Origin of the sequence: Nostoc sp. (assembly GCF_036916575.1) — a bacterium.
Lineage (GTDB): Bacteria > Cyanobacteriota > Cyanobacteriia > Cyanobacteriales > Nostocaceae > Nostoc.
The window spans coordinates 125,784-146,553 of sequence record NZ_JBALGC010000037.1 but is presented as its reverse complement, the minus strand read 5'-3'; the positions used below and the strand labels follow the sequence as shown (position 1 = coordinate 146,553).

Sequence of the window (20,770 nt, the reverse complement as noted above, 5' to 3'; positions counted from 1 at the left end):
TATCAAGGCTACCAACTAGATGTATATTTGTTAGAATCAGCGAAAACTCAGCAAAAGTATCAAATAAGTTTGATCAGATCAGACTTATATAGGTTGACCAATTATCAGCAAAAAAGTGTCAGTAAATACTAATTGATTCGTGAATCAGACTTTGTGCTACTAAAGGTTAATGTAGCGTCAATCCCTGAAAGCTGCTACTGTAGATTCTCGATCCTACAGTTGAGCATCAAGAAAGTGGCTACTGAATCAATGACAATCGCGATCGCACTCAATAATGACTTCATTAACAATCTGGATCTGTCGCCTGCGTCAACGGTGATTGAACAACTGCTGCAAGATGGGGCCGCATCCCATGAACAGCAGCTATGCTTTAATATCAATTACAATCAAGAACCTGGTGATCCACGGGAACTTTCAGAAATTCCAGAGGTGCGGTTGTGGTTTGTGCGCCTAGATGCCAAATACCCTTGGTTGCCATTTTTACTAGATTGGAAAGCTGGAGAATTTGCTCGTTATGCCGCCATGCTTGTACCACACCAATTCAGTTCTCAAGAAGGCATTCAGTACAATCCTGAAGCTTTAGAAATATTTTTGATGCACAAAATATTTATTTTAGGTGATTGGCTCAAACAGCAGGGCATCCCCAGTCTCTCGCGACTGAAGTCTATGGCTCAAATCCTGGGTTATGAATTAGATGATGCTTTTTTTGAAATATTTTAAATAGCTAATAGGACAACAGCAAATATGCTGGTACTTCCAATTAAAAAATACAATTTTTTAGGGTGTATTAGTGATAGGGTAACGTACCGCAATAGCTCAATATATCTAAAGAAAAACTAAAAGCCGTTCCCGATTTGTGACAACGGCTAAGTAATAAATTATGGAGTTTTTCATTTGTATGCAATATACTTTCACCTCTCTCCTGTAAAGAGAGAGGTTTTAAGGCTTACTCTCTGTTCTAAGTATCTCAGTTTGGGAAAACTGCTGGTTTAGCCACCCGAAATTTTCTCCAAAACTGCGTTTGGTGAAACATCCGCCGTTTTTCCTGTGGGGGATTCAATGGCCAGAAATTTCTCGTTTTTCGGCAACAACTTAGCTGGATTGGTGGGCCCAAATAGGGCAATGGTATAAGTTTGAACTGCAACACTCAGTTGTAGTGCCGCACTATCAGTAGACAACATTAAATTTGCCCCAGCAATTATGGCAGTTAACTTACCAATATCATCTGGGGCAGTCACCTTGATATCTGGAGAAGACTCCAGAAGCGATCGCACAAACGGCTCATCGTCAAGTCCCTTAATGACCACCACAGGCAGATCCGGCTGCTTATGTTGGAAGGCTTGAATAATTTGATGCCACTTTTCGACAGGGTAGATTTTATCCAGTTCTTTAGCCTGGGATAACTGGCCAGAACCGCCATGAATCAAGATATAGCCTGTTTCATGCACCTCTAAGCGTTTTTGTTCCTTTTGTGCCCACTCAATATCTGATTTTGGCACATTTACTGCTAACTCTGGGACAGGGGTTTTTATGCTCAATGGTTGCAGCAAATCGTGATATACTTCCGCCGCATACTGGGATGGTTTGAATGGCAGAGCGTGGGTCAGAAAAACCGATCCTTTGCCTTGGTAGCCAATGCGTATGGGAATTCCCGTCAACCAGAGTAAAAGACCCACCAACCAATTTTGCTTAACAGCAATAGCAACATCGTATTCGCGATCGCGAATACTGCCCACCAAGTTACCCCAATCTGCCAGACTGTTACGGTCTTTAAAATCAAAGTTCAGCACCTCGTGAACTGACTTGCTCACTCGGTAGGCAGCCTTTGACCGGGGTTCAACAACGACATCTATCTGAGCGTTAGGGTAATTGCGCTTCAGGTCATCTAGAGTCGGAAAGAAGAGAATTTGGTCGCCAATTCCGCCAGGTACAAGGGCTACTACTCGCATAATATTTATTGACGCTTACTCGCTCCCTATTTTAGGGGAAAATATATAGCTTAAAGATTGAGGAATTCTGTGTATTTACTAATTCCAGCTGCGGGAATCGGAAAAAGAATGGGGAGTAACCGCAATAAACTCCTGCTCTTAGTGCGATCGCAACCAATTATTGCTTGGACTTTATTAGCCGCAGAAGCCGCCAGTACAATCACTTGGATCGGGATTATTTCTCAACCTGCTGACTGGTCTGACTTTAAAGCAATTCTCACCAATCTGAAGCTGACTAAACCAGTAGAATTGATTCAAGGTGGCTCCACCCGCCAAGAATCTGTTTACAATGGCTTGCAGGCGCTGCCAGTAGCCGCAGAACAAGTGTTGATTCATGATGGGGCCAGATGCCTGGCCACACCAGATTTATTTAACTCTTGTGCCGAGGCCATTCGCCACTGTCCCGGTTTAATTGCTGGTATACCCGTCAAAGACACCATCAAAGTTGTCGATGAACAAGGCATAATTCAAAAAACACCCGACAGACGACAACTATGGGCAGCACAAACTCCCCAAGGATTTGATGTAAAGTTGTTGAAACAGTGCCATGCTGAAGGTGCCCGTCAAGGTTGGGAAGTAACTGACGATGCCGCTTTGTTTGAAAGATGCGGCCAGAAAGTGCGAATTGTTGAGGGAGAGGAGACAAATTTAAAAGTGACTACTCCACAAGATTTAGCGATCGCAGAATTTATTCTTACAACTAGAGGCTTTTGAGGAAAATGAACAGACAGTTCTTGAGCAGGGGAGGCAGAGGAAGAAGAACTATTGATTATTAACCAATGACGCCAGTCGCCTTAAGTCGGGAAACCATGAAGGCAGTTCCTCCTGGGGGAAACCCCCATCGCCTTTGGCGTCTCCCTTTGGGAGAAGACCGGACTGCCGAGCTCCTACGTCGCTCTAAGCGTACCCCTGCTCTTAAGCAAGCTACGCGCAGCGTCTCTAAGAGTTGCTATGCCGTAGGCTTTACGCTGCGCTAACACCACAGCGCTGGCTCCCCAATGCCCAATCCCCCAGTTTGAGACTGTCGAAAAATATTTTGACAATTTAGGATATAATTCCACACACTTATTGATTGTTAGTTGTCATCTGCTAATGACTAGTAACTAATGACTAGTAACTAATGACCAATGACTAATGACCAATGACTAATGACTAAATGATTACAGCCACAGCGACGAAGATAGAAGCAATTCTCTATTTAAAGGGTAAACCCTTGTCGCTCGGCGAAATCGCCGAGTATGCCGCGTGCGATCGCGCTACTGTCAAAGAAGGCATAATTGAACTGATGGACAACTATGCCCACCGAGATAGCGCCCTAGAGGTAATAGAAACCCCAGATGGTTACAGTTTGCAATTACGGTCTGACTTTCATGATTTGGTGCAAACTATGATCCCAGTAGAATTGGGTGTAGGTGCATTGCGGACTTTGGCTGCGATTGCTCTCAATAGTCCCATACTCCAGAGCGACTTGATTAACCTGCGCGGTTCAGGAGTATATCAGCACGTTCCAGAACTCGTCGAACTTGGTTTCATCCGCAAGCGTCGAGACAGCGATTCTCGTTCTTACTCACTCCAAGTAACGCCGAAATTTCATCAGTATTTCCAAATCGAACAACTCCCGCAAATACTTTCCACCAACCAAAAGGAAGAACAATTAGAACTAGAACTAGAACTAAAGGGACTGGGGAGTAGGGAGTAGCGCTCTTTTATTACTCTGAAAAAATAAAAATATTTATAGGTTGGGGAGCCACTGTGCCCTTGCCGTTTCCCGACTTGTCCTTTTGCGCGTCTCACGCCACTTGCTACAACTCTTAGAACCCCCCTCCGGGTTCGCCAGTCGCCTACAGCGCTGAACTCACGGCAACGCAGTGGCTCCCCTTCTCCCATTCGTCTCTAGGCTAGCACCTGCCGTAGGATGCCTAAAGGGCTGTAGGGAGAAGCAAGTGACGTTTGAGGAACGTAGACGCCCAGAGGGCGGCTTCCCGTTCGCGTAGCGTCTCCGATAGGAGAAGGGTAACCCAACACCAATAATCGCTAGTTTTGTTGGGTAACGCATTGCCTCAACCCAACCTACACCTAAGATTCATCAAACCCTATAAAAATAAAGATTTCTGATTTTTATTTGATGAGAGTGATCGAAAAGAGGTAGGGACTGGAGACTGGGGAGTGGGGGGATGAGGGAGCAGGGGAGGCAGGCGAGGCAGGGGAGGCAGAGGAAGAAAAACTATTGATTATTAACCAATGCCCAATCCCCTCTTTTCTTGACGGCTTATACCCGTGGTGAATGCGCTACCCTTGTACTATGGTTTAGAGTAGAGTTAGCAATTAAGCTAAATAAAACTGCCAATGGTGTTTAATCCTGACTTTTTGAATGATAACTCTGAGGAACACCCTAATCAACTTCTTTCGGACCACTCTGAGGAATACCCCAATCAGTTACTCAAATATCTACAGCATCAGTCTCCTGATGTTTTATCGAGGGTTGCTCAGTCCGCCAGCCCCGAAATTAGACAAATCATCTCGCAAAATGTCCAAGGGCTAGTGGGAATGCTCCCGGCAGAAAATTTTAACGTGCAAATTACAACAGATCGGGAGAACTTAGCTGGGCTTCTAGCATCGGCTATGATGACGGGGTATTTTCTGCGCCAGATGGAACAAAGAATGCAGTTAGAGCATTTGTCTAATGGTCAATAATCAATAGTCAGTAGTCAACCAATTTTGGGTAATGGAAAAGCCGATAGCGCAGCTTAAAGCCTTCTCTTCTCCCTACAGCCCTTTGGGCATCCTACGGCAGGCGTTAGGCTCTCACGAATGGGAGAAGGGGAGCCACTGCGTTGCGTATTTTCCCCTCGTTGTAGCAAGTGGCGTGAAACGCTGTTCGCGTCCCTTGGGTTTGCTGCGACACGCTCTTGCTAGCTTGTTCGTCTAGTAGGGATACGCCAACGGCATGGCTTCTCTTCTTAGGCTGCACTAACGCTTAGAGCGAGTCCGCGAGCGTGTTTTGGATTGAAAGAGACCACAAGGGTACGGGGCTTGAGGATTTTTGATTTTGGATTTGTTCCACCCACGTTAGCGCAGCGGGACGAAGTCCGGGGCGGGGCATGAACCGAAATAATTTTTAATTCTTCAATCTAAAATCTCAAATTGGCACTGTCAAAAATTCTAAGACTATTGACTATTGACTACTTCCTTTCAGGGTAAGCTCCTGATTGTACTTTGAAAGTTTGAATTTTACCGCTGCGGTTGACTTCGATAGCTAAAATGTCCCCAACATAGCTGGACTCTACCACCTTCTGAACTTGAGCTGAGGTTTTGACTGGTTTACCGTTAACTTTTTGAATCACGTCTCCAGGAAGCAGTCCTGCACGCTTGGCTGGGGAATCATCTGTGACTCCTTGAATTACAATCCCAGCTTCTTGCTGAATGTTGAGCTGATTTTCTTGATTAATCTGCTGTTTTCTGATAGGAGAAAGGTCTGCCATTTCAATACCTAAAAAGGGATGTTGCACACGCCCTTTGGTAAAAAGTTCATTGGCGATGCGGGCGGCGGTTTCAATGGGGATGGCGAAACCAAGTCCTTGAGCATCAGCGCGGATGGCAGTGTTAACACCAATCACTTCGCCTTGGGCGTTTAACAAGGGACCACCGGAATTACCTGGGTTAATTGCGGCATCAGTTTGGATAAAGCTGACTCGCTTATCTGGGACACCAACTTGAGTGCTGGTGCGATCCGTAGCGCTGATGATGCCAATAGTGACAGTATTATCTAAACCCAAAGGATTGCCAATAGCGATCGCCCATTCTCCTGGTATTAAGTTTTGGGAATTGCCCAGTTTCACAGTCGGTAAATGATTCGCTTTTATTTTCACCACTGCCACATCTGTCACAGAATCAGCTCCTACCACCTTCCCCTCTAAACTCCGACCATCCTTGAGGGTGACTTGTACTGTATCTGTATCTGCTACCACATGAGCGTTGGTGAGTAATTCTCCATCTTCGCTCAAAATAAATCCCGATCCTGTACCGCGCTCAATGCGTTCTTGGGGAATTGGTTGCTCATCCTCTCCAAAGAATCGCCGCAAGAGGGGATTTTTCAATGCATCAGAGATAGGATTGGCGACTTTGCGAGTAGCATTAATTCGCACCACAGCTGGGCCAACTTTTTGCACTGCCGTCGCAATAAAATTCACATTATCGCCCCCAGTAGCCCCAATTGCTCCGTTAGAAGCATTTGGAACTACGGATTCTGGAGGCAAAGCCATTGTTACATTTCTTAACTGTTGAAACGAGCGATTTTGTGGCAGGAGATAGAGACTGCCAAACAAACCTGCACCACCGCCAATCACCACTAAAAACACATAAACCGTCAGTTGCTTTAAGGATAACTTCATAATCGTTTTGCTCAAGGACAGCAATGCAGTTGCTAATTTCTAAGTGTAGTCAAGCTAACGGCAAGTGGACAGATCAATTTAGAAGGAATTGGGCATTGGGGAGCCACTGCGCCCTTGCGTGCCGACTCAAAGCAAGTGGCGGCATTGGGCATTGGGGAGCCAGCGCTGTGGTGTTAGCGCAGCGTAAAGCCTACGGCATAGCAACTCTTAGAGACGCTGCGCGTAGCTTGCTTAAGAGCAGGGGTACGCTTAGAGCGACGTAGGAGCTCGGCAGTCCGGTCTTCTCCCAAAGGGAGACGCCAAAGGCGATGGGAGTTTCCCTCAGGAGGAACTGCCTTCATGGTTTCCCGACTTAAGGCGACTGGCGTCATTGGTTAATAATCAATAGTTCTTCTTCCCCTGCCTCCTGTGCTCCCTCATCCCCCCACTCACCAGTCTTCCCATCTAAAATCTAAAGTTAATCCGCTCTTGACGTGTATACATGACTTTACCTTTTCGTCAACTGTTTCTCTGTAGCTTAGTTAGCGCCTTGGGCCTAGTATCCATACTGCCAAACTCCAATAGCGCCAACGCTGCTGTGGGTGATTGCCCAACTCCAGCCTTATCTCGCTTCCAACGCCATAAAGTTGTTCGTGGCGAAACTTTGGAGAGCATAGCGCAGCGCTACAATCTCATACCTACAACTATTATCGGCATGAATCCAGCTTTGCAAAACGGTGCGATGCCTGCGGCGGGCGACACCTACGCTGCCGTTGGTAGTGTACTTCAAATTCCTCCCTACAATGGGGTTGTAGTTGAAGTGCCTCGCGGTGAAACTTGGCGACAAGTGGCGGCAAAATACAAAGTTCGTGCTGATAGCCTTTTTGAGGTGAATGGCTGCCAACAAGACCCCAGAATCGTGTTTGTTCCGGGGGTAAATTGGTCGCCCAATGGTATTGTAACTAAGTCCCCTTTACCTATTAATGCAGGTACGCCAAACCGTACATCCCTGTCCGGATATCCCTTGGCACAAGTAGCAACTGTAGCATTACCTTACGGCTGGCAAATTAATCCTGCTACAGGAGAAGTTTTCTTTCATAGTGGTGTTGATTTATTAGCAGCAGTGGGTACTGATGTGATAGCGATCGCACCTGGAACTGTAGCCTTTGCCAGCGATCAAGGTTCTTATGGCAAGTTGGTCATAATTAACCACAGTGGCGGACTCCAAAGCCGCTACGCCCAGCTTGACAGTATCAAAGTTACTGTCGGTCAGCAAGTGAAAAAAGGAGACTTACTGGGAACGGTAGGCACTAGTGGAAAACCAAGTTCCAGTCAACCCCATCTCCATTTTGAAATGCGTTCTAGCTCATCTCTGGGTTGGGTAGCCCAAGATCCCAAGGGTTATTTGAAGAAATGAGGGAATGGGGAGTAGGCAATAAGGAATCAGGGGGAGAATAACCCCATGCCCTATGCCCTATGCCCAAATTCTATTGATTCGCTAGATTTTATGATCTGCATTCCTGCTTGTGCAAATCTTGCAAACGCCGTATCTGCCTGTTCTGTGTAGTCCACAACACCGGGAACAACAACAGGGGAAGTGCAATCTTCTAGCAGATAAACTTTTTTAGCAAGGGTAGCATCTACCTGTTTAATTTCTGTTAATAAATCGTCGATTGTCCAGGCAACACAGTGACTTTTAGCTTGACCACCAATAATTACTGCATCAAATTCTAAAAGTTGCTGAATTAAACTGCTATTCTTTTGAGCAAGTGGACGTTGCTCAAAATCTTCCAACACTTCTGGACGTAAGATAGAATAGTTTTCTGTTAAGGGATTCTCGCCTTTGATTTCAAATTGTGTCTGACTCTGACGAGCAATGCAGTGGAAAAATATCGCTTCTTCTACCGATGAAACTAAAGCATGACCAATACCACCTAACATAGAATGATAAGGCCAAACAATGAGGGGATATTTACCGTCTTGACTTAGTCGCTTAACGTAATAGTAAGCATGTTTTTCTAATAGTTCATAATTGCCATTATTAACACTGTCAGCAACTGCTGGGTTGACTTTCCAGATACCTTGTTCAATATCTCTAAGAGTGATGCTAGTGGCTGCTGGGGTAGGATGTTCTCCAACGGCATTCACCCAAAAAATAGGATGGAAAATTTGCGTTGCTTTGTGTGTGTCGAGAGTGGGTACAATTTTCGTTATTACTCCCAAATTGCGATAGATAAATTCACTCAATCGCCGATTATCATCTACCGCCCCAGTGCCAGATTTTCCACCTACAAATAATTCAAATCCTGGGATGCAAAAGGTGTTTTGAACATCAATTAATAGTAAGCAAATGCGGGTTTTGTCTAAAGATGCAGGTTTGATATCGTGTTGTTTTGCCCAGATTTCTGCATCGGCGGCACGTTCTTGGTAAGGTACGCGCCAGACTTCGCCTACTTCTTGAAGGTTAAAATGTGGAGGAATGGGTAGTTGGGTTGTTGTTTGGGTGTTCATATAATTCTGCTCTTATGTTGTAATTATTAAGCTTGCCTCAGTTCAATATAATGCTTTACTTAGTAAACGTCATCGTGGGAACCTAAAGTTAACAACAAAATTTCTGTGCTGATTCAGGATTTGTCACAAATTTAAATAAAATCCGATTCCGATAATCAATTGAACATGAATATTTACCCGATGAATCACCTTTTAGTTTGTGACTACGTAAACTGAGTTGAAAAGGGTCTTCAGCGATTTGTTGTAATACTTGCTCAATTTGAGAACATAACTCAGGATTTTTCTTGATTACTCGCTTAAAAGCACGAATAAAAGTCGGACTCCAAACCAAATTTTTCACTCGTCTAACTCCGCCATCAAATCTGCAACTGAACCACGTCGGACATTACCTTGAGCATAATCACTCTCTGCTTGCGCGATTTCTTTTAATAAGTCATCTCGTCGCTGTTGTTTGAGGCGCTTTTGGATAATATCTACAAGAATAGCCTGAGCTTCTGGATCTAACGCTTCTACTGCTTCTATGGCCTTCTGGAATGTAGATGTTTTTTCTAGCATGGGCGTCAAAGAATTTGGTGATAAGTCTAATTTAGCTGGTAATGTATGTAATCTGTTTACTAAATGAAATAAATAACTGTGGAGCAAATTTAACTGACGCTATTTACTATAATTCTCGTGGTTTTAAAGACACAGCAGCAAATGATCCGCCTGGTGTAATTCGCATATATCCCGGTGCTGACTTAAGTGGACTAGATTTTAGCGGTTGTAATCTCAGGAATCTTGACTTGAAAGGTGTAAATCTGAATTGTAGTAATTTAAGAGGTGCTAACTTAATACACACAGACTTAAGGAATGCTAACCTCACAAATACGTTTTAATTAAAGCCGCAACATCATATCAGGTTCGGTTAAACACCTATAATATCTGTAGGTTGGGTTGAGGAACGAAACCTAACATTTGATCCATGTTCATGTTGGGTTTCACTGCCGTACCCTTACGGGGATCTTGCTACAACCCAACCTACCATTGATAGATTTTATTATAAGTAATCACCCGAACTTGATATTACAGATATTGCAGGTTGGGTCATATAATTCCTGAATTAATAGTAATATTTGTAACTCAGTAATCAAGCGATCGCTTCTCTAAGCTTTCGTGCTGAACGCTGCGCGATCGCTAAAGCTACTCAAACTGCTCAGTTAAAAGGATTTTTAGGCAGTATATTTTTACAAATGAGCAAAACTCCTCAATTGCTCTTTATTTCTTTGCGTGTGTCATTCTCCATTTTTTTTCTATCTAATCACCAAAAGAGCCACTACCTGTGGCAATCTGGGAAACAGAGATTTATCAAATCTGATATTTTAGCTACAGCAAATTTACCTGATAGAGTTATGCAAACTCTGCCGATTCTTACAACTTCCAATACCACATTAGATCAACCCACTTTTGATACAACTATCAAGCGGCGTAAAACCCGTCCTGTAAAAGTGGGAAATGTCACCATTGGGGGCGGCTACCCTGTAGTGGTGCAGTCAATGATTAACGAAGACACTCTTGATATTGATGGTTCCGTGGCTGCTATTCGTCGTCTGCATGAAATTGGCTGCGAAATTGTCCGTGTCACAGTGCCGAGTATGGCTCATGCTAAAGCTTTAGCAGAAATTAAACAAAAATTAATTAAAACTTACCAAGACGTACCAGTTGTGGCTGATGTTCATCACAATGGGCTAAAAATCGCTCTGGAAGTCTCCAAGCATATAGAAAAAGTGCGGATTAATCCGGGCTTGTATGTGTTTGAAAAGCCAAACGTCAATCGAACCGAGTATACTAAAACCGAATTTGACGAAATTGGTGATAAAATCCGCGAAACCTTAGAACCTTTAGTAGTTTCTTTGCGCGACCAAGGTAAATCGATGCGAATTGGGGTAAATCACGGTTCCCTCGCAGAAAGAATGCTATTTACCTACGGTGACACCCCCGAAGGTATGGTGGAATCTGCCATAGAATTCATTCGCATCTGTGAATCTTTGGATTTCCGCAACTTAGTAATTTCCATGAAAGCTTCACGAGTACCAGTGATGCTAGCCGCCTATCGCTTGATTGCCAAGCGCATGGATCAACTGAGTATGGATTATCCGCTACATTTAGGCGTTACGGAAGCCGGTGATGGCGAATACGGGCGAATTAAATCCACGGCCGGTATTGCTACCTTACTTGCTGATGGCATTGGCGATACAATTCGCGTCTCACTTACAGAAGCACCAGAAAAAGAAATTCCCGTCTGCTACAGCATTCTCCAAGCTTTGGGATTGCGAAAAACGATGGTGGAATACGTCGCTTGTCCTTCCTGTGGACGCACTTTGTTTAATCTAGAGGAAGTGCTGCACAAAGTCCGGGAAGCCACTAGACACTTAACGGGTCTTGATGTAGCAGTTATGGGTTGTATTGTCAATGGCCCTGGAGAAATGGCAGATGCCGACTATGGTTATGTTGGCAAAACACCTGGTTACATTTCTTTATATCGTGGCAGAGAAGAAATTAAAAAAGTCCCAGAAGATAAAGGTGTAGAGGAATTAATTAACCTGATTAAGGCAGATGGACGCTGGGTAGAACCTTAAAGACGGCACAGGAGCAGGGGAAGCAGGGGGAGATGAAGGGGGCAAGGGAGAAAAGGAGAATAACCAATGACGCCAGTCACCTGTAACGGGAAAGCCTTTATTCGTGCTGGATCCCCAACGCAGTGCCTCCCCAATGCCCCATGCCCAAAAACTTTGTATTTCTCACCACTAAGGTTGCCGGATTGTCAAGTATTTTGTTTTAATTAGGAATACATGCCCGGTCTTTACAGTGGTAGCCTGTGTTAGATTGAGCATACTGACTATATATTTTTCTTCTGACGCAGCTGTCATTATGGTGATTACAAAAAGTAGGCTTGTTTTGGGTGCTACGGCAGTGACACTCTCCACGATCGCTGTTACTAGCCTTGGCATTCACTCGCGAGGTCAGGCTTTATTTAAAGCAAGTCCCAAAGAATTGGTAGATGAAGTTTGGCAAATTGTTCAACGCCAATATGTAGATGGTACTTTTAATCAGTTAGATTGGCAGGCTGTTCGTAAGGAGTACTTGAGCAAGTCCTACAGTAATCCGCAGGAAGCGTATAAGTCCATTCGGGAAATGCTCAAAAAGCTAGAAGACCCATACACCCGATTTATGGATCCAGAGGAATTCAAGAATATGCAAGTGGACACCTCTGGAGAACTAATAGGTATTGGGATCACGATTAGTCAGGATGAAAAAACGAAGCAACTGGTTGTAATTGCGCCAATCGAAGATACGCCAGCTTTTAAAGCTGGTATTTTAGCGAAAGATGTTATCCTCAAAATCAACGGCAAAAACACCAAGGGGATGGATACCAATCAGGCAGTTTCCTTGATTAGGGGTGAAGCAGGAACGCAAGTCAGCCTAACAATTAAGCGCGACAGTCAGATAAAAGAGTTTGACATTAAACGGGAGCGGATTGAAATCCATCCAGTTAAGTTTTCCCAGAAGCAAACCCCAGCAGGTAACCTTGGGTACATTCGCTTGAACCAGTTCAGCGCCAATGCTGGTAAAGAAATGCAAACCGCGATCAAAAATTTAGAAACCAAACAGGTAGCTGGATATATTCTGGATCTGCGTGGTAATCCAGGCGGCTTACTCTTTTCCAGTGTGGATATTGCCCGGATGTGGATAGATAAAGGTAAGATTGTCTCCACCGTTGAACGCCAAGGAGAGGGAGAAAAGGAAGAGGCAAATGGACGAGCCTTGACAAATAAACCGTTGGTGGTGCTGGTAGATAAAGGTTCAGCCAGTGCAAGTGAAATCCTCTCAGGCGCTTTGCAGGATAATAAGCGTGCTACTTTGGTTGGCACTCAAACCTTTGGTAAGGGACTGGTGCAATCGGTGCGTCCTCTGGAAGATGGTTCAGGATTGGCGGTGACAATTGCTCATTACTATACTCCCAATGGTACAGATATCAATCATAAAGGGATTGAGCCAGATGTGAAAGTAGATTTGACCAAAGCGCAGATGCAGGAATTGTGGCTTCATGAACGTGACAAACTCGCTACCCTAGCAGACCCCCAATTTGCGAAAGCCGTGGAAGTCATAGGTAAAAAAATTCCTACTAAGAGCACGCCCACGGCAGAAAAATGAACAGTTAGGAATAAAGTTAGGAGTAAATAGTCAGGAGTTAGGAATAAAAACGATCATTGTCAACTCATAACTTCTAACTGCAAACTCCTAACTCCTAACTTAAACTGGTTGGCACTTTCCAGCCCTAATAAGTCCGACACGCCGAGCGATCGCTTCTTCTTGCGAACTAAAAGGCCCCCACTGTTCTATAATCTTTAGATTATCGTCTTCAACTTTGTCGCTGGGGAGAATTTCGCAATTACCAGCAGAATGCTTGACAATATACCAAATTTGTGATGCGTTCATACTGAAAATAAAAACTTTGTTTTTTATAGTAAGAATTTTACGGCATAGAGAAAACATTTTCGTACGTATGCGATGCCTACGGTGGGCTATGCCAACGCCCGGAGCTGATTTGGCTTATAGACTACACTTATGAACCAATTGTGTATAGTCATAAATTTGCTATTTACCTTTAGCTACCCACTGATGAATTTTAATAAAAAGATAAAGTTAGGACTTACGCATCATACATATGTACTATACCAAACTTGGGCTTTTAAGCCATGTCTAACACCCAAAACAGTAAATATGCGATCAAATCAGGTTGCAGTCAGCACCGGAAATGTACATTCTGTATGATGCATATTATGGTCGATTTGTACAGTGCGTAAGTTATAAAAGTGTATTTAAACAAGTAAATGAATTAATATATAAATCGGCATTTCGCACTTCAGGATATAATACACCGATATTCAATAATATTTCCTAATACTACTGATTTTTAAGTATTCATACTGACAAAAATCGGTAATTTTTGATTAATATTTAACCACTATTAGCCAAATGTTGGAAATCTTCATATATTACATGATGAAGTGACAATGTAGGATATAATACTTTTAGTATTCAACGGATATGTTATGCGTTTACCTATCATTATCAGTGCCGGATTATTGCTATCTTTGGGTCTGAACCTACCAGTAATGTCCAAATCTCCCATAGAGATAGCACAATCGCCAGCGAGTAATAACTGGAATTTTAAGCGATTACAAAAGCGATTAGAATTTAATCGCAGTTTTTGGAATCGGCGAAATATTTCCAACTATGAATATACATTGAGCAATAGTTGCTTTTGTATAGAGGATGCTAGAGGCCCAGTAGTCATTAAAGTACGTAATGGTCAAACAATTTCTGTTACTTCTGTAGCTACAGGTAAACCAGTTAATCCAGATTTCTTTCAAAGCTACAACACAATTCCTAAGCTGTTTGATGTGATTCAAGATGCTATCAACCGTAAAGCCTTCAGCCTGAATGTGGAATATAATGCTAGATTCGGCTATCCAACCAAAATTAATATCGATTACAATAGTCAGATAGCTGATGAAGAAAAATATCTCACAATTGAGAATTTTAAGGTAATTAAATAGCCGCTGCAACCAGAAAATTAGATATTAAGGCAATACAGCAGATTGCAATTTAGTGAGGTACAGATTATTGTAAGAGCACAACAATGTTGTGCCCCTACCTGTATACCTTATTTACCTGAAAAACGCTGTATATACAATTACCTTAATCATTAGACCTCTTGCATAAATGCTTAAATTGTTATGTTGAGTAGAGCGAAATATCTGGTAAGATTTTTCTCTCCACTGCATTCCTTACCCTGCGATAAGGGTGCGCGAACAGAATGAAATTCCTGATTTTTTGATTTTTGCAAGAGGTCTATTAACTGCTAGCGTTCAAGTTTGTATGTGGTGCTGTGCGAATGTCTCAGAGAAAAAGCGATGGCCCTGATTTATCCCATCAATTAAATTTCCTCTAAGCAAAAAGATTGGCGTTGCTGATTAAATGTATAAAGTTGGTGTAGAGATGCAAAATTTTGAGCGTAGGCATAGCCCGCCGTAGACATCGCTCGTCATCAAGGTAGTGATTTATTGATTGTTAACTCTTACCGAACAAAGATTTACGGCCATTGTATCACTACATATTTACCATTACAAAAATCTTTATTTTTATATCACTGAATGCTTGATATTTAAGTGGAAAACTTGGAGACTGTTTTTGTAATCAAAAGTACAAAAATATGAAAAAAATCAAGATTTTCAAGTTTTTACTGCCATTTGTGGCGATAGTTTTATTCATAATTGGGTTGGCACAGATCGTACCAGCCCAGTCATCTGTAAGTGTTCACCTAACCCTTGGCAACCCCAGCAACGCTGGAACTTCCAGCCTAAATAACTACTTGCTAGTAAAACCACAGTATGTAATTGGTTACAACTGCCCAATAGGTAGACCAAATTGGGTGTCTTGGCAGTTGAATAGTAGTTGGTTAGGTAGCACACCAAGGCAAGATACTTTTCGGGCTGATACAACACTTCCTTTTGGATGCTATCAAGTTCAATCTACCGATTTTAGCGAAAGTGGCTTTGATCGTGGTCACATGACACCCAGTGCTGACAGAACTAGTAGTGTTAGCAATAATTCTGCCACCTTTTTGATGAGCAACATGATTGCTCAAGCCCCAGATAACAATCAGGGGATTTGGGCAAACCTGGAGGATTATGCCAGAACTCTAGTAGGACAGGGTAAAGAACTCTACATCATATCTGGTGGATACGGGATGGGCGGTACCGGATCTAACGGAAGGTTCTATACAATAGCTAATGGACGGGTTGAAGTCCCTAATAGAACTTGGAAAATTATTGTTGTACTGAATACTCCAGATTCAGGCATTGCTGACGTGACAACCGACACGAGAATCATTGGTGTCAATATTCCTAACACTCAAGGGGTGCGAACAGCGAATTGGAGAAACTATCGAGTTAGCGTTGACTCATTAGAATCCCTAACTGGATACAATTTTCTCTCAGAAGTTCCAACATCTATTCAGTCTGTAATAGAAGCGCAAGTTGACAATTTATAAATTTGGATAATTTCAAAAACGAGAAAGCCTAGCCGCACAGATGGCTAGGCTTTTATTTAGAGAAATTTCTAAACTGCTTACTAGGTTTCAACCAGTTTTGTTACTACTCCAGCTAAGTCACCATCTTTAGTTTGTCCGATGATGTAAGCGTCAATATTTATTTGTCCAACCCGATAAACGCTGATGTCACTAAGATTATCTTTAAGCGTCTGGACAAGTGTTTGAAATTTTTTAACATCTTTTTTCTGTAATTCATTGTGCCACTCTTGCTCAAATGCACAATTACGGAAGAGATAGTCCAAGTCTACTACTTCTACTGGCAGGTCTTGAGAACCTGTTAGCCGTAATATCTTCTCCTGTGTTGCAGGTGCAGCACCTTTCCACTGAACAACCTCGAAAGGGTAATCCGACTCGCTCATCATTAACAAGCCACTACTAGCTTGCTTTAGTTTTTCGACAATCTCGCCGCTCATAGTCATCAGTTTCTAGCAACGCTCATACTGTATCATTCAGCTAGGAGCAAGGTGGGAAGCCGAAACAGATACTATTGTATTTCCAGTGGAAGAAAGTAACGCCAGAGCGATCGCAGCTTACTAGCAAATAATGTATAATTTACATACAATTGAAGTTGTGTCAAGCAAAATTCGTAAGTAAATTCATGTTTGCGATGCCTACGGTGGGCTGCGCCAACGCGCCGGATTTGATTTGGCTATATGACTACACTCGTGAAGCAGTTCCGCCCATTGGAGAAGTTGATGCAGCTTGGGTATATGAGTTATTAAAAGAGCAGAGATTACATTAAGTTAGGTTGATTTGCTTTCTTACCCATTGACGAAATGCTCTAAGCGTTGGACTTCTACCTAAAGTTCGGCTCTGTTCAACAAACCGGGGAATTACTTCAACAATGGGCAAGTTGGGAAAAGTAGAACTAATTTCAGACTCAATGTATTTGCCATCCTGAATAATATTAATTTGTAGCTTCCCATCTTCATATCGCCACAGTTCAGGAACTCCTAATGCTTCGTAGGCATCCAGTTGAGTTTTAGAAGTAACATCAACTTCAATTGCTAAGTCGGGTGGCGGGTCAACCTTTAGGTCTATTCGCTCTTTACCAATCATTTGAGCATGATTTTGAATGTAGAAAGAATCATCAGGCTCTACACCGAAAGCCATATCTTCACGTTTAAAGGTGGTTGAGCCAAATGTTTCACAGTCAATTTCTAACTCCTCCAGGAGAATTTTCACCAAATCCCCAATGATGACTTTGGCTTTCTCATGCTTCGGTAGCGGCATTCTCATCTCCAAAGTTCCCTGGCTGTAAGCCAATCGAGAGGCTCGATGGTCGCCAAGTTCTTCTAAAATTGCCTCAAATTCTTGCCAGCTAACATCGTGGAGTATTACTCTATGTCCCGGCGGAACACTTAATTGTCGTAATTGAAGTGTTACCATTACTCACCATTGAAATCTCATGTTGAAGCTTGCAAAAGCCGATATTAAATTATCGTAGAGCATAAAGTTCACACTAGTTATAGATTGGGTGGATTTAATACAGCTTTGCGTAAAATTTTAGCGTTTTTAAACGCAGAGGAACGCAAAGTAAGCGCAAAAGGATGCAAAGTATTACCAAATTTAATTTACTACGAATTAATAAAATGCTCTACTTAGGAAATTCAAAAAACGAGTTTTTAGATGCTGAGTGTCACTCTACTCGAATCAATCTACGAGCATTAGCTATTAGTACATAATAAATCTAGCCCAGGTAAAGAAAAAACACCAGTTGTGCTAAATATAGTGTCCCAAAATATTTCTAGGTTCAGTTTATCTCTTTGCAAGGCACAAAAGGCGTTAAAAAGCTGCATTGTTGTAATTAGACATTGATCAGACTTTTTTGCAGCTTGAATACAGTTAAGCGGGAAAGGCTCACCTCGATTCTCTAAAGGTTCATTACGGAATGCATTTACAATTAATATTCCTTTACTTTCCCAATCTTCATCAATAAGGGCATCGCGTACCCACTGATCAAGTTGACGCACCTCGCGTAGCTTTAATTGGTGTGTTAAGCCTTTAATTTCTAGCATTGCCATTGCTGTGAATGACGCGTTCGGCGGGTTTTCTGGCACTTCCTAGAGATGGTCATATTCCCAGTGGAAAGAACCGACGCCGAGGTGAGCGATGTCTACGGTGGGCAAAGTCTACGCAACTCTTAAATGTAGTTGCGCTAAGATGTACAACACGACACTACAACAGATTTATCATGAAAATCAAAGCCGTTATCTGGCAAGAAGACGATGTGTGGTGTGCTTCAGTACCAGCCTTACCAGGGTGTCACACATGGGGAGAAAGCTACGAACACTTGTTAGAAATGCTTAAAGATGCGATTCAGGGTTGGCTTGAAGTTGCTAGCCAGCAGGAAGAACTTGAACCTGATAAACAGTTGATTGAAATATCTTTATGAAATCTGTTTCTGGTAAAGCCTTATGTAAAATTCTTGAACGGTATGGCTGGAACCTGAAACGGATTACTGGCAGTCACCATATTTATGCCAACAAAGGTGTCATTCTCTCTATTCCTGTTCATGGCAATCGCGATTTACCCATTGGAACGCTGAAAGGACTGCTGAAGGATGCAGGTCTTACTGAAGAAAATATAGACTGACAACGATTTATTGGACTTTAGTTATTAGCCCGAAACTTAAAGTTCCGGGCTAGTGCTGATTTTAGATTAATCCAAAATCTAAAATCCAAAATCCAAAATTACTTGCCGTTGCCGTTACTACCATTACCATTGCTATGAATGACGCGTTCGGCAAGCTTTTCTGGTACTTCCTGGAGATGGTCATATTCCCAGTGGAAGGAACCAACGCCGAGAGTGAGCGATCGCAGCTCTACAATAAAGTTTTGCATCTCTGCTTGCGGCAAGTATGCACAGACATTATCCCAGCCTTGCCAATCGTTTTTCCCCTCATAGCCTAAAATTTGCCCCCGTCTACCACTCAACAGTTGCAGCACTTTGGAGGTAAATTCGCTAGGTGTGGTCACTTCTACCCGCAGAATTGGTTCTAACAGGGTAGGTTCGGCTTGGGGTATCCCCGTTTGCATTGCCAATCGGGCAGCTTGCTTAAAGGCTTGTTCGGAACTATCAACGTTGTGGTATGAACCATTAGTCAGAGTTACCGCCAAATCCACTATTGGGAAGCCCAAAGGCCCATGTGTCAGAAATTCCCGTACACCCATTTCTACCCCAGGAATGTACTGTTTGGGAACTACACCGCCGACAATAGTTTCATTAAAATTGAAACCTGTGCCGCGTGGTAAGGGCTTGATGTCGAGAAAAACATCACCAAACTGTCCGTGACCACCGCTTTGGTGCTTGTAGCGCCCATGAACTGAAGCCACTGTTTTGCGGATGGTTTCTTTGTAAGGCACTTGTGGTAAGTGGGTTGTCATTGGCAAGTTATATTTGCGGCGCAGTCTGTCTAAGGCGACTTGTAAATGAATCTCGCCTTGACCCCAAAGAATAACTTCGTGGGTGTCGCCGTGTTGTTCCCAAGCAAGTGAGCAGTCTTCTTCCAATAACTTGGTAATGGCACCGCTGAGTTTAACTTCATCGTTGCGCTTTTCTGGTGTAATGGCCAGAGCATACACTGGTTCCAACTGTACAGCTTTGGGTAATTTTATTGCCGACTGCTGTTCTATAGAGATTGTATCGCCTGTTTTGATTCCCTCTAAACGGCTCAATCCGACAATTTCACCAGCATTAACTTGGTTAACTAACTGCTGTTGTTGTCCCATGAGGCGGTAAATTCCACCAGTACGAATGCCATTAAGCACAATACCATCAGTTAATTTGCCCCGCCAAACACGCACCAGAGAGAGTTTGCCACCTTGGGGAGTGTAGTAAGTTTTTAATACCTGCGCTAGAGGTGTATCACCTTTTGAGTTTTTTAAGCGACGTTCTGCTGTGGTTTCTGGTTCGGGGGCTTCCCGTAACAAGGCTTCTAATAGAGGTCTAACACCATAATCTTGTTCTGCCACACCAAAGAAAACGGGCACTACTAAATCTGCCCCTAATTCCATTTTTAAATCTTTGAGGATTTCCTCTTGGGGTGGCTCAATGTCTTCTAAAAGTTCTTCGAGTAAGTGGTCGTCAAAATTTGCTAGGGCTTCGAGCATTTCTGCCCGTGCTATATGTTCTTCTTCTTTTAAGCTTTCGGGGAAGGGAATGGGGTCAGCTGGTGCGCCTGGATGATATTGATATGCCTGTTCACTCACCATATCAATAAAGCCGGTGAGTTGTTCCCCATTCATGATCGGATATTGATGCGCTACCAAAGGACGGCTAGATACTGCTTTCAGGGCGTGTAACGTTTCCAGAACATGAATGTTTGCCCGATCCATTTTGTTGACAAAGACGAGGTGAGGAATTTCCCAATCGTCTAGGAATTTAAATAGAGGAGCAAGGGTGAGGACTCGCTCGCGTATGGGTTCGCAAACTACAATTGCCGCATCCACTCCTATTAACGCATTGTACGTTTCTTGGGCAAACTCCACACTTCCGGGACAGTCAATAAAGGTGAAGCGAATACCGCTATACTCAGTGCTAGCGGCGCTTACTTCTACACTCATGTGGCGATCGCGCGACTCGGCAGCACTATCTCCTACTGTATTGCTGTCCTTAACGCTGCCTTTGCGAGAAATTGCCCCTGTGACAAATAACAAGCTTTCTAGTAAAGTGGTTTTTCCACTTAAATAAGGCCCGACAATTGCAACATTCCGCGAACCCGATTTTACTTTTTCGTTCATAAA

26 protein-coding genes are annotated in these 20,770 nt (G+C 43.1%); 15 read left to right on the top strand and 11 right to left on the bottom strand.

The genetic code is table 11. The features are described from left to right. Window positions 1-249: 249 nt before the first annotated feature. Complete coding sequence (locus tag V7L29_RS10005; RefSeq protein WP_334689963.1) at window positions 250-720, top strand: CRR6 family NdhI maturation factor; 471 nt, start codon at window positions 250-252, stop codon at window positions 718-720. 269 nt (window positions 721-989) lie between these two features. On the opposite strand, the gene V7L29_RS10000 is transcribed toward V7L29_RS10005, so the two are convergent. Next, complete coding sequence (locus V7L29_RS10000; protein WP_334735339.1) at window positions 990-1,949, bottom strand: glycosyltransferase family 9 protein; 960 nt, start codon at window positions 1,947-1,949, stop codon at window positions 990-992. Window positions 1,950-2,018: 69 nt separating this feature from the next. Between V7L29_RS10000 and ispD the strand changes: the two genes are divergently transcribed. The 5 genes from ispD (at window position 2,019) to V7L29_RS09975 (ending at window position 4,917) form a co-directional block, all read left to right on the top strand. After that, on the top strand, window positions 2,019-2,702 hold the full coding sequence (gene ispD, locus V7L29_RS09995; RefSeq protein ID WP_334689960.1) for a 2-C-methyl-D-erythritol 4-phosphate cytidylyltransferase: 684 nt from the start codon (window positions 2,019-2,021) through the stop codon (window positions 2,700-2,702). A gap of 65 nt (window positions 2,703-2,767) precedes the next feature. After that, window positions 2,768-2,965, top strand: coding sequence for a hypothetical protein (locus V7L29_RS09990; RefSeq protein WP_334735338.1), 198 nt, complete (start codon window positions 2,768-2,770; stop codon window positions 2,963-2,965). A 179-nt stretch (window positions 2,966-3,144) separates the two neighbouring features. Continuing rightward, window positions 3,145-3,687 carry an SMC-Scp complex subunit ScpB gene (gene scpB / locus V7L29_RS09985; RefSeq protein ID WP_334735337.1) on the top strand — a complete coding sequence of 181 codons (543 nt, stop codon included), beginning with the start codon at window positions 3,145-3,147 and terminating at the stop codon, window positions 3,685-3,687. A 647-nt stretch (window positions 3,688-4,334) separates the two neighbouring features. After that, complete coding sequence (locus V7L29_RS09980) at window positions 4,335-4,682, top strand: DUF760 domain-containing protein (protein ID WP_334735336.1); 348 nt, start codon at window positions 4,335-4,337, stop codon at window positions 4,680-4,682. Window positions 4,683-4,713: 31 nt separating this feature from the next. Further along, a complete protein-coding gene (locus V7L29_RS09975; protein ID WP_334735335.1) occupies window positions 4,714-4,917 on the top strand; it encodes a hypothetical protein in 204 nt (67 codons plus the stop codon). A 253-nt stretch (window positions 4,918-5,170) separates the two neighbouring features. Here the strand turns inward: V7L29_RS09975 and V7L29_RS09970 are convergent, their stop codons facing one another. Together V7L29_RS09970 and V7L29_RS09965 are read right to left on the bottom strand one after the other, a co-directional pair. Further along, window positions 5,171-6,379, bottom strand: coding sequence for an HhoA/HhoB/HtrA family serine endopeptidase (locus V7L29_RS09970; protein ID WP_334735334.1), 1,209 nt, complete (start codon window positions 6,377-6,379; stop codon window positions 5,171-5,173). A gap of 173 nt (window positions 6,380-6,552) precedes the next feature. Continuing rightward, window positions 6,553-6,750, bottom strand: a complete 198-nt coding sequence (locus V7L29_RS09965) for a hypothetical protein (protein WP_334735333.1) — start codon at window positions 6,748-6,750, stop codon at window positions 6,553-6,555. A gap of 110 nt (window positions 6,751-6,860) precedes the next feature. Here V7L29_RS09965 and V7L29_RS09960 point away from each other — a divergent pair, with 110 nt between their 5' ends. Next, a complete protein-coding gene (locus V7L29_RS09960; protein WP_334690280.1) occupies window positions 6,861-7,775 on the top strand; it encodes a LysM peptidoglycan-binding domain-containing M23 family metallopeptidase in 915 nt (304 codons plus the stop codon). A 50-nt stretch (window positions 7,776-7,825) separates the two neighbouring features. On the opposite strand, the gene V7L29_RS09955 is transcribed toward V7L29_RS09960, so the two are convergent. The 3 genes from V7L29_RS09955 to V7L29_RS09945 form a co-directional block, all read right to left on the bottom strand. Beyond that, the gene (locus tag V7L29_RS09955) at window positions 7,826-8,869 is read right to left on the bottom strand and encodes a cysteine hydrolase family protein (RefSeq protein WP_334735332.1); all 1,044 of its coding nucleotides are present in this window, start codon (window positions 8,867-8,869) and stop codon (window positions 7,826-7,828) included. Between the two features lie 88 nt (window positions 8,870-8,957). Further along, entirely contained in the window at window positions 8,958-9,209 is a 252-nt protein-coding gene (locus V7L29_RS09950; RefSeq protein WP_334690282.1) for a type II toxin-antitoxin system RelE/ParE family toxin, read from the bottom strand. Beyond that, entirely contained in the window at window positions 9,206-9,424 is a 219-nt protein-coding gene (locus V7L29_RS09945; RefSeq protein ID WP_118163017.1) for a hypothetical protein, read from the bottom strand. Before V7L29_RS09945 ends, V7L29_RS09950 begins: the two co-directional genes overlap by 4 nt. A gap of 41 nt (window positions 9,425-9,465) precedes the next feature. Here V7L29_RS09945 and V7L29_RS09940 point away from each other — a divergent pair, with 41 nt between their 5' ends. The 3 genes from V7L29_RS09940 to ctpC all read left to right on the top strand — a co-directional run bounded on the left by V7L29_RS09940 (window position 9,466) and on the right by ctpC (window position 13,060). Next, window positions 9,466-9,744 (top strand): pentapeptide repeat-containing protein, encoded by a 279-nt coding sequence (locus V7L29_RS09940; protein ID WP_334690284.1) that lies wholly within the window; start codon window positions 9,466-9,468, stop codon window positions 9,742-9,744. A 513-nt stretch (window positions 9,745-10,257) separates the two neighbouring features. Further along, the gene (gene ispG / locus V7L29_RS09935; protein WP_334690286.1) at window positions 10,258-11,484 is read left to right on the top strand and encodes a (E)-4-hydroxy-3-methylbut-2-enyl-diphosphate synthase; all 1,227 of its coding nucleotides are present in this window, start codon (window positions 10,258-10,260) and stop codon (window positions 11,482-11,484) included. 292 nt (window positions 11,485-11,776) lie between these two features. Further along, window positions 11,777-13,060: a carboxyl-terminal processing protease CtpC gene (ctpC, locus tag V7L29_RS09930; RefSeq protein WP_334735331.1), complete on the top strand. Its 1,284-nt coding sequence runs from the start codon at window positions 11,777-11,779 to the stop codon at window positions 13,058-13,060. 99 nt (window positions 13,061-13,159) lie between these two features. Here the strand turns inward: ctpC and V7L29_RS09925 are convergent, their stop codons facing one another. Then, entirely contained in the window at window positions 13,160-13,345 is a 186-nt protein-coding gene (locus tag V7L29_RS09925) for a DDE transposase family protein (RefSeq protein ID WP_334735330.1), read from the bottom strand. A gap of 617 nt (window positions 13,346-13,962) precedes the next feature. Between V7L29_RS09925 and V7L29_RS09920 the strand changes: the two genes are divergently transcribed. Next, entirely contained in the window at window positions 13,963-14,469 is a 507-nt protein-coding gene (locus tag V7L29_RS09920) for a DUF6174 domain-containing protein (protein WP_334693116.1), read from the top strand. Window positions 14,470-15,125: 656 nt separating this feature from the next. After that, complete coding sequence (locus V7L29_RS09915) at window positions 15,126-15,965, top strand: DNA/RNA non-specific endonuclease (protein WP_334735329.1); 840 nt, start codon at window positions 15,126-15,128, stop codon at window positions 15,963-15,965. Between the two features lie 80 nt (window positions 15,966-16,045). On the opposite strand, the gene V7L29_RS09910 is transcribed toward V7L29_RS09915, so the two are convergent. Continuing rightward, a complete protein-coding gene (locus V7L29_RS09910; protein WP_334735345.1) occupies window positions 16,046-16,438 on the bottom strand; it encodes a nuclease A inhibitor family protein in 393 nt (130 codons plus the stop codon). A 185-nt stretch (window positions 16,439-16,623) separates the two neighbouring features. Here V7L29_RS09910 and V7L29_RS09905 point away from each other — a divergent pair, with 185 nt between their 5' ends. Continuing rightward, window positions 16,624-16,767 (top strand): hypothetical protein, encoded by a 144-nt coding sequence (locus V7L29_RS09905; protein ID WP_334693114.1) that lies wholly within the window; start codon window positions 16,624-16,626, stop codon window positions 16,765-16,767. On the opposite strand, the gene V7L29_RS09900 is transcribed toward V7L29_RS09905, so the two are convergent. Further along, on the bottom strand, window positions 16,764-17,414 hold the full coding sequence (locus V7L29_RS09900; protein ID WP_334735328.1) for a Uma2 family endonuclease: 651 nt from the start codon (window positions 17,412-17,414) through the stop codon (window positions 16,764-16,766). The genes V7L29_RS09905 and V7L29_RS09900 overlap by 4 nt on opposite strands. Window positions 17,415-17,692: 278 nt before the next feature. Beyond that, window positions 17,693-18,049: a hypothetical protein gene (locus V7L29_RS09895; RefSeq protein WP_334735327.1), complete on the bottom strand. Its 357-nt coding sequence runs from the start codon at window positions 18,047-18,049 to the stop codon at window positions 17,693-17,695. A 170-nt stretch (window positions 18,050-18,219) separates the two neighbouring features. Here V7L29_RS09895 and V7L29_RS09890 point away from each other — a divergent pair, with 170 nt between their 5' ends. Together V7L29_RS09890 and V7L29_RS09885 are read left to right on the top strand one after the other, a co-directional pair. Beyond that, on the top strand, window positions 18,220-18,420 hold the full coding sequence (locus V7L29_RS09890; RefSeq protein WP_334693120.1) for a type II toxin-antitoxin system HicB family antitoxin: 201 nt from the start codon (window positions 18,220-18,222) through the stop codon (window positions 18,418-18,420). Continuing rightward, a complete protein-coding gene (locus tag V7L29_RS09885; RefSeq protein WP_334735326.1) occupies window positions 18,417-18,620 on the top strand; it encodes a type II toxin-antitoxin system HicA family toxin in 204 nt (67 codons plus the stop codon). Before V7L29_RS09890 ends, V7L29_RS09885 begins: the two co-directional genes overlap by 4 nt. A 98-nt stretch (window positions 18,621-18,718) precedes the next feature. Here V7L29_RS09885 and V7L29_RS09880 read toward each other — a convergent pair whose 3' ends face one another. Continuing rightward, window positions 18,719-20,767: an elongation factor G gene (locus tag V7L29_RS09880; RefSeq protein WP_334735325.1), complete on the bottom strand. Its 2,049-nt coding sequence runs from the start codon at window positions 20,765-20,767 to the stop codon at window positions 18,719-18,721. Window positions 20,768-20,770: the final 3 nt, after the last annotated feature.